The following is a 12,606-nucleotide window of genomic DNA, read 5'->3' on the forward strand; positions in this document are numbered from 1 at the left end:
GAATGTAGCTAAGCTTTATAGATCCAATCGGTTTTCTCTATTAAGTTCTCAAAACTAAAATCTTTGACAATTATCTTCTTTAAATTAACAGATATTTTTTGGCTAAATTCTTTGTCGTTATAAATTTTTAAAATAGATTTAGACAAAACCTCAACATTTTTAGGCTCAATTAAGATACCTGTTTCACCATCTTTTATTATCTCGCCCACACCGCCAACATTGGTAGCTACAACAGGCACGCCCGCCATACCCGCCTCCAAAAGAGCGTACGGAAAACCCTCTTTGGTAGAGCTCAAAACCATTGCATCAAACGCTTTTAGATATTGTGAAGCATTTGATTTATCACCAACTAAAAAAATATTGTTTCCTAATTTATAACTATCAACCATTCCTTGGAGCGTTTGACGCTCTGGTCCATCGCCAAAAATAACTAGAATTACCTTCTGTTTTAATTCCTTAATAGATTCTATTAAATAATTTAAACTCTTATTATTATATAACCTACCAAAATTAGTTATTACAAAATCATCTTCTGATAATTCTTTACCTATCATTTTACTGATCTCGGCCCTAGCAATTCCTTTGCTTAAAAAATTTTCTTTATTAACAGCGTTATAAACAATAAAAAGTTTTCTGGCTGGAGCTATTTTATGCTTAAGAGCTTTATTAAAATCATCTTCAGAAACACAAATAATTTTGTCTTGAAATTTAGCCGCTAACCAAGCAAGAAAAACTGTTACAAAACGTTTTTTGCTAGATATATCTTCCTTAAAAATCCAGCCATGGGCCGTAAACACAGTTTTTAGTTTATGGTTATTAGTTTTTAGTTTATAAAAGAACGCGGCCAGTGATCCAATTAAACCAACTTTGGAACTATGCAAATGCACAATATCCGGCTTTTCTTTTTTATATAATTTTAATATTTCAAAAAACACCAAAAAATCATCAAGGATATTTATATCCCTACCTAAAAATTTTAGATGATGAGTTTGTATTTTTTGAGCGCTTAATTTGCTAGCCAAATTCGAATCCTTCTCACCTCCCATAGCCACAAAAACTTCGTAAGAAGTTTTAAAACTATTAGCTAAATCAAATACATTTTTTTGCGCTCCGCCTACTACTCCTTGAGTTATGACAAACAATAGCTTTTTATGCATTTTGATGTGCTTAGATATTAACACGCAAAAATACTCTTTTGTATCAAAAAATGGCCATTTATTAAGCTTATTGACCTACAGTAAGCTACCTGCTAACATGAGGCATACACATGAAGAAGCACTTCTTAGGGTTTTGTCCTTAAGCGGTGCTTTTTCTTTTACCTAACTTTTGGCTAAGGGTATCCATATAAAACATCTTTTCTTTGGCCGATTTCCTTAACAAACTTGAGCATGTTTTTATGTGCGGGCTTAAAACAGCGCTTAGCTTTTTATTATCATATAAATAACGCGCCAAAGAATAAAAATCACCGTCACTTGTTACAAGGATCGCTTTATCATAATTTGGATAATCGATCATCGCTTGTAAAACCAAATCTGCATCTATATTGCCTTTCACACCGCCTTTGCCGTCTGGAAGCACTGGCTTAAACTTGAGCACAAAACCAGCTTTTTGAAGTTCATCATATAAATCATTATGCTCTGGTATAAAACCGATGAATAGATACGCAGTTTTAACCTTATACTTTTCGGCAAGATAAATACGAAAACGTAGCCAATCCAACGCCCAGCCCAAACTTTGAATCCCTTTATAGACATTCTGACTATCTATAAACGCATAATTATTTTCCTTCTTTTTCATTTTTCTATCCCCGAAGGGTTACCCTTCGGGGATTTAGTTCGGCCATTTTATTAGGAATATCATGCCAATGGCTAATAGCTAAAAGGGTGCCGTCAATTCTTTTTAGTTCTGGGTTATCTTGGCGATACTTACCTGCTACAGCATTTTGATTTGACTCGTTAAAAATTATTCGATGAGCATCTCTAATATAGCTAATTTCTAAGGGTAACTTCTTTCGTATCAATCTTTTAATTCTCTTATGTAACGAAGAAGAGGCCTTCCAATAGCCTCTTTCCTCAAGAACATCGAGATCTTTTTTGCTTAGCGGAACTGTCATTTAGTTATTAGATGATATAACTTTCCGCGCTTCATCCTTTGAAAGTTTATTGCCTTCTAGTTTGTTTGAATAGTAAGTAGCCTCAAATCGTTGTTCCGATTCTACAGTCTGTTCCTCCACCGCAGATAATGGCGGCAACTTGTTGATTTTCTGGTCTAAACTGACTAGATTTTTTAGTTTCTTATTCAAATTTCTCATGACCGTACATTCTATAAAATAAACAAAAACATGTCAATACAAAGTTAGCTAGATCTTATATACCCAAATTATAGCAAAGTTTTACTATACCCTTGTCCACACGTACAAAACCTGCAGTTGGCCAACATTCTGCAGAATGTAAGGATGTTATTTCATGTTAAACACCGAAGATTGTACATCAAAAATCCATATCGCATCTGCCCTTAAAAAGGGTTTCTGCCTATGAGTATATTCATAAATTTCTTTTGTGCCTCCCCCCATCCGATACTTTGGGTCAATGATTTTTACAATACTTTCTTGTTGCTTAATTATTTCTTCTAATGATCCGCAATTAAAATAATTCCCATATTCACCTGTCCAATCATCAAGCCACATACTACGACAGGCATAGATGAGATAGTCTTGATTTATATCAACTTTCTCTAAGATATCAAGAAGCATTATACCCTCAATAATTAACGGCTCTGATTGCTTTGCAAAAGTCGATAAATCCTGACATAAAGATCTGTAGTTAATATAATCTATATATTCACCCTTATCTTTTTCTAGGTAATTATCAACACTAACTATAATTCCACCAAATCGATCACGAATACACTGGGCTATTTTAGTGCTTTTTCCAACACCTGTTTCACCATCTACTCCAACAATATGCGGTGACTTATTTTTTAATTCCCATAGTAATTCTTCTTGATTATTGTTTCGAACAATAATTTTTTTCTCAAACATTAGTAATAAAACACTTATTGAATAACTGTTATCGCCACTGTATTAGTTCTCCCTTCTCCGCTACTTGCATTTATACAGGTAAGTGAGTAAGAGAATTCACCCGCAGTTTCAAGAAGTATATTTTGCGAACCGCCAATATATTTACTTCCACTCCATGAATTTGATGCTGTACAATTATTAGCACCACCCGTATTTGAAGTTTCCCATCTCAATTTTACTGTTTCTCCAACCTTCCCAGAAAAAGTTTCCGCAGGAATATCATTAAAATAGAAAATGATGTGTGGTTTTGGATCTCTAACAGAGATTAAAACATTTTTAGCAACACTTTCCCCCGCATTTCCAATGCAAGTAAGTACATAAGTGTAACGCCCTACTTGCGAAAAAGCGACTACTTCTTCTCCTACAATTGGTTTTTCACCAATCCATGCTCCAGACGCAGTGCAGGAAGTAGTATAAGCTGATTTCCAATAAAGCTTCCCAACAGTTCCTAACGATACTCCAGTTACAGACTCAGGATTAAAACTCTGTCTCGGAGCAAAATCGAGCGTTGGGGATTGTGGGGGTGGTATTTTCGTCTTGAAATCGTCTGTGTAGCTGACAAGGCCACTATTACCAATTGCCGTAATTTGGAAAGAATAATCTGTTATAGGCACAAGCTGACTTATATTTGAAAAGTGGTTAGTAGAATATCCTGTTTCCGAAATGAACAGCTTTGATGTTAGCCCACCGCCAGAAAGATATAATTTACTTTCGGTAGGTCGATTTGTTACCCACTCAATCTTTGCAGATGTCATATCTGGCACAACATTAACCGATGAAATTTTTAATGTTTCCATTAAAGTTGTTTGGGATGATATATTGCTTTGGGGTGTTGGTTGGAATATAGTAGTCGGCGTCTGGGTTGGTACAGTAACTGTTTGCGCTGGAGGGATTGGAGTTTTCTTCAGTAATAAATCAAGCTGTTTTTGCAAAGCAGCTACTTGTTCCATTACCGAACTCAATACATTCAATTTGTTGTTTTCGGTTTTTGTTGGTGCAGTTGAGACAGAAACAGGTGCGACACTCTCAGTGTTCGCTTGTTGATCTGAATCTTTAAGTTCTAAAGCAAATAATTGGTTTAGTTTCTCTCTAGTTTTGGCACCTACATAGCCAGAAACTGGTCTTATATTTTCCTGTGTTTGCAATTTCTTTACCGCTTTAAGTGTAAGCGAGAAAAAGTTACCAGTGATTGGACCAGAATATAATCCTCTATCGGCTAAAAATTCTTGAAGTTTTATAACATCAGAATCGCCCTGTAAACCGAAACGAAGATCTCGCTCAAAAGTTTGAGCCAAAGCAAACAATGGCGCTAGTAAAATTAAAGCAAAAATAAGATACCTTTTCATGGTTTTAGGATATACCCGCAAGGTATCAAAGTAAAGCCAGATCATAACACCCCCTTACCCGACCCACCAAGCTTAGGTATATGGTGACCATTAGACGGTTTGTTGACACAAAATCTGTTTCTTAATATACTGTAGTCATTAGGGCTTAGGCCTCCGAGAAACCCCGCCAATAGGCGGGGTTTTGAGTTTCTTTTATAATCTTGATTTTTGAAGATTTGAGTTTAGTATCAGAGAGTTAATTATTATAGATTCTAGTTCAGGTGCGATTTTATTAACCTCACTCTTTTTTAATTCAAGTATTGATTTTCTTTTTTTGGGTTTAAAATTTTTGGTAATAGCTTTAAAATCCCTGTGATGAGTAACAAAATTACTCATAAAATACTCTATAAAAATACCTTCAACTTCGTTCTTTTTATTCAAATAAAAAGCGAACTCATCGTTAAAGTATTTTTTATGAGAATTTTTAGACAAATCAGGAACTCTCATCGCGAAAGAGTCATTTTCTGCATCGTAATTTGAGATCCATTTTTGATCCCTTACAGTATCAGAAAGATTATGGACAAAATTGAGTATATTCTTTTTTTCCTCTAAAGTTGTGGGCATTTTATAATATTTTCTTTAAATCTGAATATCTACTCTCCTTAATATCGCTAATCTCATAAGCGGTTACGACACTACATGGACTGTGTCTGATCCAAACAACAACTTTAGCATAGCTAGAACTTGAATATTTCCTATAATAGCACCTTTTGTTTTTCTTGTCTTGGTAATCCTGCCAAACTTCCTCTGGATCTTCTATGGTCCTTTTTAAACAATTTATGAAAGCTTTTTTGTGTAATTCGGGATGATCGGACTGTTTTTCCTGCCATTTTTTCTTAGTAAAAACAACCGTCTTACCTCTATAATCAACTACGCTAAATATATTCTTTTCTGGCATCAGAATACTATTATATTTTGATAGATTCTACAACATTCTCACATTCTGCAGAATGTGAGAATGTTATTTTATGTTAAACACCGAGGGTTTGACACTTAATTTTATAACGGCTCAACGGCAAAACCCGTTGAGCCGTTACCCATTGCTAGTAAAAACTGCCCATACTAACACTTGCTAGCACACACCAACTTTGGATCTAATGTAAAATTCCAACTTGTTTCTTATTTCGAAGCAAAATAAAGGCAAAACCCAGCCCTACCACGATAAGCATTACCAACAAGCTCCCGTACAAAAATCTGTCCAACGCATACCAAAGAGTTTTTTCGTAGAAGAAATATCTTATCGCAACTTTTAGTCCATGAATGATTAAACTATACAAGACCCCCAGAAAAAACATATTTTTATAACCAAAATTTGAAATCTTACTTAGCTTATAGGCGGAAGCCAAAACCATCGCTTCCCATAGCCACTGGCTTATTCTAAGTTGTAGCGAGTTGCCTTCTAGGGTTACTCCAACTAAATATTGCCAAAGGACCGCGGCGATGGCTATCGCAATAAAATACCAAATTGATTTTATGTATTCCCCCAGGGTTTTGCCAAAAACTTTGATCTTAAATATCGCCAAGATAAAAAAACTCAAAACTATCGCTAAAAAGATTGGAATAAATACAAAATCATTTCGTATGTCCCAGGATGGGTTGGAAGGTAAGATAACTAAATTGCTTGTGCCTGGTTCGTAAACACTGGATTGCATGAAAGGTCTTTCAAAAAGCGATTGGCCTGTTTTGGGACAATCTATTTTTTGTTCTCCAACATAACACCCACCCTTTTTTATCTCGATTTTTCCGGAATAATAAGCAATTGTTTTCATTTATAAAACCCGCTCAAACGGGGCAGGATTTGGGTTTTGACTAAAATAATTCCTAAAACAGTAAGAATGATTATAAAGATAATATCAATAACTAGCTTTTTATTTTTCATTATTTTGGATTTATTGAGATACGATTACCGATTGGATAACATCCCCTTGAGTTATTTTTCTGACAACCGCCATACTGGCGTTATCTACTATTTTACCAAAAACAGTGTGCTTACCGTTTAAGTGAGTTTGAGCTTTGTATGTAACGATAAAAAACTGGCTACCGTTGGTGTTGGGGCCAGAGTTGGCCATAGCGATAGAGCCTACGTCAACTGGTAAAGACTTGAGATTATAATTGTATTTATATCCAGCCGACTCTAGTTGACGAATCGTAGCATCACTAACTCCAATTGATTTGGGGTTAATTTCATCTTCAAATTGATAACCCGGCCCACCAGAACCTACTCGGGGATCATTCGACTTGGAAAGTGGATCCCCGCCTTGAACCATAAAATCAGAAATAACGCGATGAAACTTTGTGCCATTATAAAATTCATCTTTAGATAGCTTAACAAAATTAGCTACAGTTTTTGGCGCAACAGTAGAATCTAATTCTAGTTTTATATTACCTTTTGATGTAACAAAAACAACATTTATTTTTTCTGAATTTTGTTCCATTGGTTTTGTTTCTATGTTTTTAACTTCTTCGCTTTTTTTGGTAAATATTAATTTATATCCCCCAAAAAGCACAGCCATGCCTATTAAAACTATTGTGAATATTTTCATTTTTATTTAATAATAATTTCGCTAGATCACACCAAATTTTTAAGTTCTTCTAAAATATCCTGCGGAATGGGAATTTGATCTCTAATTGGGCTAACTCCTGGATAACGCCAAGCTGTAATAATATGCTTTCTTTTACCCTGTAATTGATACATCGCCCATAGTTCTTCTCCTTTAGATGGCTTGCCCCGTGAGCTCGCAGAGCTTTTACGGGGAATCATACACGCCACTGTATTTTCGGCCACACCATTCTCTACCCTTTTGGGCATCCGAATAATCCGCTTGATAATACTTTCCGACAACCTATAATATTGCATCTTGCCCACTACATGGCGAGTCCAAGAATATTTTTTATCGTCTTGGGGATTTTTCCAACCTCCAAAGCTAGTTTTAGGAAACTTGTTCAACATCGCTCTTAAATTCTTTTTTATATATATCTAAAAGCGAAAACATTAAAGAAAGCAATAATGGGCCTAATAAAAAACCAATAGCGCCAAAAAATTCTAAGCCGCCTAAAACGGAAATCAAAATAAAAAATGGATGAATATTAATGCCTCGCTCAAAAAGCTTGGGCCGTAAAAGATTATCTATGCCACCCACAATAACTAAACCCCACAACAACAAACCGAAAGCCGCGCCAGCCGACCCCATACTAAATAAATAAACTACGGCAGGAATTAAAACCAAAGCCGTACCCACCATAGGAATAAGGGCCGAGATTATGGCGATAGCTCCCCAAATGGCCGGGTTGGGTATTCCAAAAAACAAAAAACCTAAACCAGAAAGAACGCCCTGCAACAAAGCCACCAAGAGCGAACCTTTGACCACCGAGCTTACAGTTTGAGCCAGTTTATTAAAAATTTCATCATCGTATTCATCGTTAAGTGGGCTTAAGCTTGTAATAACTTTTTTAAATTTACCGCCATCTTTAAATAAATAATAAAGAGCCATTAAAGATAAAAACAAAGAAAAAACAGCGCCCGAAATACCAGAAAAAACTCCAGCTAAATTACGTACAAAAAAATCCATTATTTTCTCAAAAGCCAATTTTACGTTAAAAGAAACATCGGGCGAAATAAGCTGGAGCTTAGAATTAATAATTCGATTTAAATTATTAACATAAGCTTCACCACTGCCATCTTTAAAAATTAAATAAACAACGCTAGATTCTTTAACCACTAATGTGCCCAAAAAAGCTATGGGTATAATTATAATTAAAAGCACTAAAAAAACTGTAACCAGAGAAGCCAAAGATTCTCTGTTATTTAAAAGGTTATTTATTTTTCTATAAACAGGGCTAAATATCGTGGCCAATGTTAAAGCAATAACCACCGCACCGACATAAGGAAGGAGTATGGCCAAATTAAGGCCCAGCACCGCTAAAAAAATAGCGACAAAGAAGTAAATTTGAGTTTGTTTATCATTTGACATATGTAATTTGTAATTATATGCCTATTATATAGCAGTAATTGCTAACTTAATAGCCTACTGATTGAACACCGAGTGTTTAATCACTTTATATCACATTACCTATACACATCATGATCGCCTACATCCAAAAAGACCGCTTTATGAGCGGCAACCAGCTTAAAAACAATCCTGTATTTTGCGTCTATTGAAAACGAATAAAATTCTTTTAATCGGCCGTGTAACTTGTGAGTTTTTAACAACGGAAAGAAAGGATTTTGACGAAATAAAACTTCCTTTTGTTCGGCCTTCTTTTGAACACGCCAGACCAACTTGCGATAGGCTCTTTTAAAATTAGAGGAGTATTCAATCTCCATGTCTTAAACCACGCAGAGATTTTAATATTTTTGTTTGACCCTGTTTGTATTCGCGCATACCAGCCCGAAGAATCTTTAAAGCATCGTTCTCGTTAAAAATAGAATATTTAAAATCAGACCTCTCAATAAGCCGACGAGGAATTTTTAGCACCACATAATCTTTTTTTGTTTCCAGAACCGATATATTCATATTTTTATGATAGCTTTATTGTTAGGTAGCGTCAATTCTTTGTTTATCAAAACACAAATGGACAAACAAATAAAAACGTGATAATATTGCTCTTCACATCTTAAAGTCAAAATGCTAGATAACTCCAAAATAAGGAACATCGCCATAATCGCACACATCGACCACGGCAAAACCACCTTGGTTGATTTTTTGCTTAAACAAGCTCATACCTTTAGAGATAATGCCGAAGAAATGAGCCAAGATTTAATAATGGATTCGGGCGAACTGGAACGCGAAAGAGGTATTACCATTATGGCTAAAAACGCCGCCATAATTTATAAAGACTACAAAATAAATATAATAGACACGCCAGGACACGCCGACTTTGGCGGCGAAGTAGAACGCACCTTAAATATGGCCGATGGCTGTCTTTTGTTGGTGGATGCTCAAGAAGGCCCCATGCCTCAAACCCGCGTGGTTTTGCAAAAAGCTTTACAACTAGATTTAAAACCAATAGTGGTTATAAACAAAATAGATAAAGCCAATCGCCGAATTGCCGAAGTATTAGAAGAAATAAATTCTTTATTTTTAGAACTGGCTCACCACGAAAACCAATTAGAATTTCCGGTTATATACGCCGTTGGTCGCAACGGCCAAGCTTTTGAGCATATGCCCGAAAACCCAGATACCGAAAACAACGCAACATTGGAACCTCTTTTCGAAAAAATAATTTCGTATATACCCGCGCCCAAAGGCAAAAAAGAAGAGCCTTTCCAAATGCTAGTAACATCTTTGGATTCCGACAGTTACAAAGGTGCTTACGCTATAGGCCGCGTCACACGCGGCACAATTAAAGCCAAAACATCGGTTGTTATTATTGATTCTAAAAAAGAAAATTCTAGAGGCCGTATAGAAAATATTTTTGCGTGGAAGGGTCTAAAGAAAGAAGAAATTGAAGAAGCAGTTGCTGGCGATATTGTGGCTATAACAGGGCTTGCTGGTATTGGAATCAACTCCACAATTTGCGATCCGGCCAAACCAGAGGCATTGCCTCAAATAGCCATAGAAGAACCTACGCTTAAAATTTTAGTTGGTCCCAATACTTCCCCTTTTGTAGGCCAAGATGGAAACTTATTAACCGGCCGCCAAATCCAAGAAAGATTAGAAAAAGAGTTAGAAACAAACGTAAGTATGAAAATGGAAGTTAGCGGTGGAAAGTTTTTGCTGTCCGGCCGAGGCGAATTACATCTTTCTATTCTTTTAGAAACATTACGCCGAGAAGGTTTTGAAATGGAAGTTTCTAAGCCACAAGTTATTACTAAAACAGAAAATGGTTCTGTTATGGAACCGTGGGAAGAAGTTTTAATAGATACGCCCGAAAAAAACCGTGGTGTTATTTTAGCCGAACTCGCCAAAAGAAAAGCCGAATTAGCCGACACCTTCCCCCATGCCAGCGACGTTAGGTTTGTTTACAATATGCCGACACGAGCCTTGCTTGGTTTGCGTAGCTCGCTGATAACTTTAACTCGAGGATTATTTGTTTTAAATTCTCGTTTTATAGATTTTAAAAAGCAAGGCGAAGCTCCAGCCAAAATAAGGAAGGGAGTTTTAATTGCGCACGAAGCCGGCAAAGCCGTAGCTTTTGGTTTAGAAGTTGCCCAAGGCCGAGGCCTAACTTTTATTGAACCTGGCACGCCTGTTTACGTTGGTATGATTGTGGGTGAAAATAGTAAAGAGCACGATATAGACATTAATGTTTGCAAAGGCAAGCAATTAACCAATATGCGCTCTAAAGGTAGCGATGGCATGATTCAATTGGCTCCCGCCACAATTTTAAACTTAGAACAATCTTTAGACTTTTTAGAAGACGATGAACTTTTAGAAATCACACCCAAAAATCTGCGACTTCGCAAAAAATATTTAAGCAAAAATGAAAGGGAGAAAAATAAACAATAAAAAAACATCCCGATTTATATCGGGATGTTTTTTTGCTAAAACGAATTAGTATTCGTCTCTGCGACCGCCACCGAAACCGCCTCGGCCGCCGCCGCTATTACCGCCGCGGCTAAATCCGCCACCGGTTCTGCGAGGAGGCCTATCACCCATAGGGCGGGCTTCGTTTACAGTCAGTTTACGGCCTTCGAAATCTTTACCGTTCCACATTTCAATGGCTTTCTCGGCGTCTTCGTCGTTAACCATTTCCACGAAACCAAAGCCTCGTGAGCGGCCAGTCATCTTGTCGGTTATTATGGTAGCCGACTCAACTTCGCCAGCCTGTGAAAAAGCATCTTTCAAACCGTCTTGAGTGGTGCTGTAAGGCAAACCACCAATATATAATTTCTTTGACATTGTGCTCTTATGCTAAATATGTGTAAGGCGACCTCTCTTTGTTTCTATTGGGGCTTTTCGCCTTACTATCTATGCTTTGAGCATAAGACTCCGAAACTACGAGATATCTTACAACATCTTATTTATAAACTATTACAAACTTAAAAGCAACCCCGCTCTTGAAAAGTATATTTTCTCTGATTGCCTTCGGCAATACTTTTCAGGGACGGAGTTTGACCCAGCAGAGCAAATTTGACAAACAAGTTTATAAAGTGTAGTATGTATCCAACAGTAACAGACAGTCCTTTCCCACAAAAAGTCGCGTATGACGCGATTAACCAAGGAGGTTAGTATGAAGAAGTGTTTTATGATTCTCTCCGCGATACTGATCGGACTGATCAGCTCGCCACCCGCACAAGCCAAGCTGATCCTGCCAAGCGATCTGGTCATCACCACCACAGAGATGGCCGGCACCGGGTTCTCCATCGACCAGAAGGTTGAGGGCGATATCCTCACACTCACCTTTGATATCGTGGACAAGGCCGACATCAGAAATTTCGGCTTCGGTCTGAAGTTCGACCCCAACGAATACAAGCTGGAACAAGTTGAGTCGGGCTTCATCATCAGTTCAGATAATCCCGACAACGTGTCTATCGGTAGTCTGTTCACGTTAAAGGACGTACCCAAAACCACCGTGATCACCTTGAGAAAAAAGGGAGACAAATGGGGTACCATCACTCCTCAAGAACTCAATGTGTTCACTAGTGGGAAACGAATACTCGCCTTCGAACCGGCGCCGTCCTTCGTACCGAAAGCATCGGCAATGCCGAAAGCGTTGACTCTGGGCAACTACCCCAACCCCTTCAACCCCGAGACCGAGATACGGTATAGTTTGCCCGCCGACGGTCTTGTCGAGTTGAAGATCTACAACATGGTCGGCCAGGTGGTACGCACATTGGTGAGCGGACACATGCCCGCCGGCGAACACGTCATCAAGTGGAACGCTACCGACAATAGTGGCCAACCGATCGCCGGAGGCATCTACTTCTACAAGCTTACCTCGGGCGCCCAAACGGCCGTCCGTAGAATGCTTCTGCTGAAATAGCATTCGCCCCCGAACTCTGAAGAGGGGGCGGCTGGTCCGATCAGATTTCCCCGACACCGTTCTAGCGGCATCAGGTTCGGGGGCATTAACCTCCACAACAAAGCGCTCCGATGCGAAGCATCGCGAGCGCTTTTTTAATATTTATCTAGGTCATTCTTCTATGTCCTTTGTAAAAAAACTTACTAACAACTTATCGTGTATTGAGCATACGATCGT

At 37.7% G+C, this 12,606-nt stretch carries 17 protein-coding genes; 2 read left to right on the forward strand and 15 right to left on the reverse strand.

Features of this window, described 5'->3' with window-relative positions:
• Positions 1–8: 8 nt before the first annotated feature.
• The 14 genes from Q8Q95_03225 to Q8Q95_03290 all read right to left on the reverse strand — a co-directional run bounded on the left by Q8Q95_03225 (position 9) and on the right by Q8Q95_03290 (position 8,978).
• A complete protein-coding gene (locus tag Q8Q95_03225; protein MDP3764605.1) occupies positions 9–1,157 on the reverse strand; it encodes a glycosyltransferase family 4 protein in 1,149 nt (382 codons plus the stop codon).
• Between the two features lie 139 nt (positions 1,158–1,296).
• Entirely contained in the window at positions 1,297–1,797 is a 501-nt protein-coding gene (locus Q8Q95_03230; protein MDP3764606.1) for an NYN domain-containing protein, read from the reverse strand.
• A 4-nt stretch (positions 1,798–1,801) separates the two neighbouring features.
• Positions 1,802–2,113, reverse strand: coding sequence for a hypothetical protein (locus Q8Q95_03235; protein ID MDP3764607.1), 312 nt, complete (start codon positions 2,111–2,113; stop codon positions 1,802–1,804).
• Positions 2,114–2,311 (reverse strand): hypothetical protein, encoded by a 198-nt coding sequence (locus Q8Q95_03240; protein ID MDP3764608.1) that lies wholly within the window; start codon positions 2,309–2,311, stop codon positions 2,114–2,116.
• Positions 2,312–2,458: 147 nt separating this feature from the next.
• On the reverse strand, positions 2,459–3,040 hold the full coding sequence (locus Q8Q95_03245) for a hypothetical protein (protein ID MDP3764609.1): 582 nt from the start codon (positions 3,038–3,040) through the stop codon (positions 2,459–2,461).
• A 14-nt stretch (positions 3,041–3,054) separates the two neighbouring features.
• Positions 3,055–4,425, reverse strand: coding sequence for a peptidoglycan-binding domain-containing protein (locus Q8Q95_03250; GenBank protein ID MDP3764610.1), 1,371 nt, complete (start codon positions 4,423–4,425; stop codon positions 3,055–3,057).
• 192 nt (positions 4,426–4,617) lie between these two features.
• Positions 4,618–5,028 carry a hypothetical protein gene (locus tag Q8Q95_03255; protein MDP3764611.1) on the reverse strand — a complete coding sequence of 137 codons (411 nt, stop codon included), beginning with the start codon at positions 5,026–5,028 and terminating at the stop codon, positions 4,618–4,620.
• 1 nt (position 5,029) lies between these two features.
• The gene (locus Q8Q95_03260; GenBank protein MDP3764612.1) at positions 5,030–5,362 is read right to left on the reverse strand and encodes a PBECR2 nuclease fold domain-containing protein; all 333 of its coding nucleotides are present in this window, start codon (positions 5,360–5,362) and stop codon (positions 5,030–5,032) included.
• Positions 5,363–5,558: 196 nt separating this feature from the next.
• Entirely contained in the window at positions 5,559–6,233 is a 675-nt protein-coding gene (locus Q8Q95_03265; protein ID MDP3764613.1) for a hypothetical protein, read from the reverse strand.
• A 120-nt stretch (positions 6,234–6,353) separates the two neighbouring features.
• On the reverse strand, positions 6,354–7,007 hold the full coding sequence (locus Q8Q95_03270) for a peptidylprolyl isomerase (GenBank protein ID MDP3764614.1): 654 nt from the start codon (positions 7,005–7,007) through the stop codon (positions 6,354–6,356).
• A 26-nt stretch (positions 7,008–7,033) separates the two neighbouring features.
• Positions 7,034–7,414, reverse strand: a complete 381-nt coding sequence (locus tag Q8Q95_03275) for a hypothetical protein (protein MDP3764615.1) — start codon at positions 7,412–7,414, stop codon at positions 7,034–7,036.
• Positions 7,395–8,435: an AI-2E family transporter gene (locus Q8Q95_03280; GenBank protein MDP3764616.1), complete on the reverse strand. Its 1,041-nt coding sequence runs from the start codon at positions 8,433–8,435 to the stop codon at positions 7,395–7,397. The genes Q8Q95_03275 and Q8Q95_03280 overlap by 20 nt, the downstream gene beginning before the upstream one ends.
• Before the next feature lie 95 nt (positions 8,436–8,530).
• Entirely contained in the window at positions 8,531–8,788 is a 258-nt protein-coding gene (locus Q8Q95_03285; GenBank protein MDP3764617.1) for a type II toxin-antitoxin system mRNA interferase toxin, RelE/StbE family, read from the reverse strand.
• Complete coding sequence (locus Q8Q95_03290; protein ID MDP3764618.1) at positions 8,778–8,978, reverse strand: hypothetical protein; 201 nt, start codon at positions 8,976–8,978, stop codon at positions 8,778–8,780. Before Q8Q95_03290 ends, Q8Q95_03285 begins: the two co-directional genes overlap by 11 nt.
• A 111-nt stretch (positions 8,979–9,089) precedes the next feature.
• Between Q8Q95_03290 and typA the strand changes: the two genes are divergently transcribed.
• The gene (gene typA, locus Q8Q95_03295) at positions 9,090–10,913 is read left to right on the forward strand and encodes a translational GTPase TypA (protein ID MDP3764619.1); all 1,824 of its coding nucleotides are present in this window, start codon (positions 9,090–9,092) and stop codon (positions 10,911–10,913) included.
• Between the two features lie 45 nt (positions 10,914–10,958).
• Here the strand turns inward: typA and Q8Q95_03300 are convergent, their stop codons facing one another.
• On the reverse strand, positions 10,959–11,306 hold the full coding sequence (locus tag Q8Q95_03300; GenBank protein ID MDP3764620.1) for an RNA-binding protein: 348 nt from the start codon (positions 11,304–11,306) through the stop codon (positions 10,959–10,961).
• Positions 11,307–11,637: 331 nt separating this feature from the next.
• On the opposite strand from Q8Q95_03300, the gene Q8Q95_03305 reads away from it, so the two are divergent.
• The gene (locus Q8Q95_03305) at positions 11,638–12,390 is read left to right on the forward strand and encodes a FlgD immunoglobulin-like domain containing protein (protein ID MDP3764621.1); all 753 of its coding nucleotides are present in this window, start codon (positions 11,638–11,640) and stop codon (positions 12,388–12,390) included.
• The last annotated feature ends 216 nt before the right edge of the window (positions 12,391–12,606 follow it).

The sequence above is a fragment of the bacterium genome, from assembly GCA_030697795.1.
Lineage (GTDB): Bacteria > Patescibacteriota > Minisyncoccia > JACQLN01 > JACQLN01 > JACQLN01.

What these genes read in the sequence shown, in the direction of transcription:
- Q8Q95_03225 (MDP3764605.1), bottom strand. Translation starts at nt 1,157, where the DNA reads ATGCATAAAAAGCTATTGTTTGTCATAACTCAAGGAGTAGTAGGCGGA.
- Q8Q95_03230 (MDP3764606.1), bottom strand. Translation starts at nt 1,797, where the DNA reads ATGAAAAAGAAGGAAAATAATTATGCGTTTATAGATAGTCAGAATGTC.
- Q8Q95_03235 (MDP3764607.1), bottom strand. Translation starts at nt 2,113, where the DNA reads ATGACAGTTCCGCTAAGCAAAAAAGATCTCGATGTTCTTGAGGAAAGA.
- Q8Q95_03240 (MDP3764608.1), bottom strand. Translation starts at nt 2,311, where the DNA reads ATGAGAAATTTGAATAAGAAACTAAAAAATCTAGTCAGTTTAGACCAG.
- Q8Q95_03245 (MDP3764609.1), bottom strand. Translation starts at nt 3,040, where the DNA reads ATGTTTGAGAAAAAAATTATTGTTCGAAACAATAATCAAGAAGAATTA.
- Q8Q95_03250 (MDP3764610.1), bottom strand. Translation starts at nt 4,425, where the DNA reads ATGAAAAGGTATCTTATTTTTGCTTTAATTTTACTAGCGCCATTGTTT.
- Q8Q95_03255 (MDP3764611.1), bottom strand. Translation starts at nt 5,028, where the DNA reads ATGCCCACAACTTTAGAGGAAAAAAAGAATATACTCAATTTTGTCCAT.
- Q8Q95_03260 (MDP3764612.1), bottom strand. Translation starts at nt 5,362, where the DNA reads ATGCCAGAAAAGAATATATTTAGCGTAGTTGATTATAGAGGTAAGACG.
- Q8Q95_03265 (MDP3764613.1), bottom strand. Translation starts at nt 6,233, where the DNA reads ATGAAAACAATTGCTTATTATTCCGGAAAAATCGAGATAAAAAAGGGT.
- Q8Q95_03270 (MDP3764614.1), bottom strand. Translation starts at nt 7,007, where the DNA reads ATGAAAATATTCACAATAGTTTTAATAGGCATGGCTGTGCTTTTTGGG.
- Q8Q95_03275 (MDP3764615.1), bottom strand. Translation starts at nt 7,414, where the DNA reads ATGTTGAACAAGTTTCCTAAAACTAGCTTTGGAGGTTGGAAAAATCCC.
- Q8Q95_03280 (MDP3764616.1), bottom strand. Translation starts at nt 8,435, where the DNA reads ATGTCAAATGATAAACAAACTCAAATTTACTTCTTTGTCGCTATTTTT.
- Q8Q95_03285 (MDP3764617.1), bottom strand. Translation starts at nt 8,788, where the DNA reads ATGGAGATTGAATACTCCTCTAATTTTAAAAGAGCCTATCGCAAGTTG.
- Q8Q95_03290 (MDP3764618.1), bottom strand. Translation starts at nt 8,978, where the DNA reads ATGAATATATCGGTTCTGGAAACAAAAAAAGATTATGTGGTGCTAAAA.
- typA (MDP3764619.1), top strand. Translation starts at nt 9,090, where the DNA reads ATGCTAGATAACTCCAAAATAAGGAACATCGCCATAATCGCACACATC.
- Q8Q95_03300 (MDP3764620.1), bottom strand. Translation starts at nt 11,306, where the DNA reads ATGTCAAAGAAATTATATATTGGTGGTTTGCCTTACAGCACCACTCAA.
- Q8Q95_03305 (MDP3764621.1), top strand. Translation starts at nt 11,638, where the DNA reads ATGAAGAAGTGTTTTATGATTCTCTCCGCGATACTGATCGGACTGATC.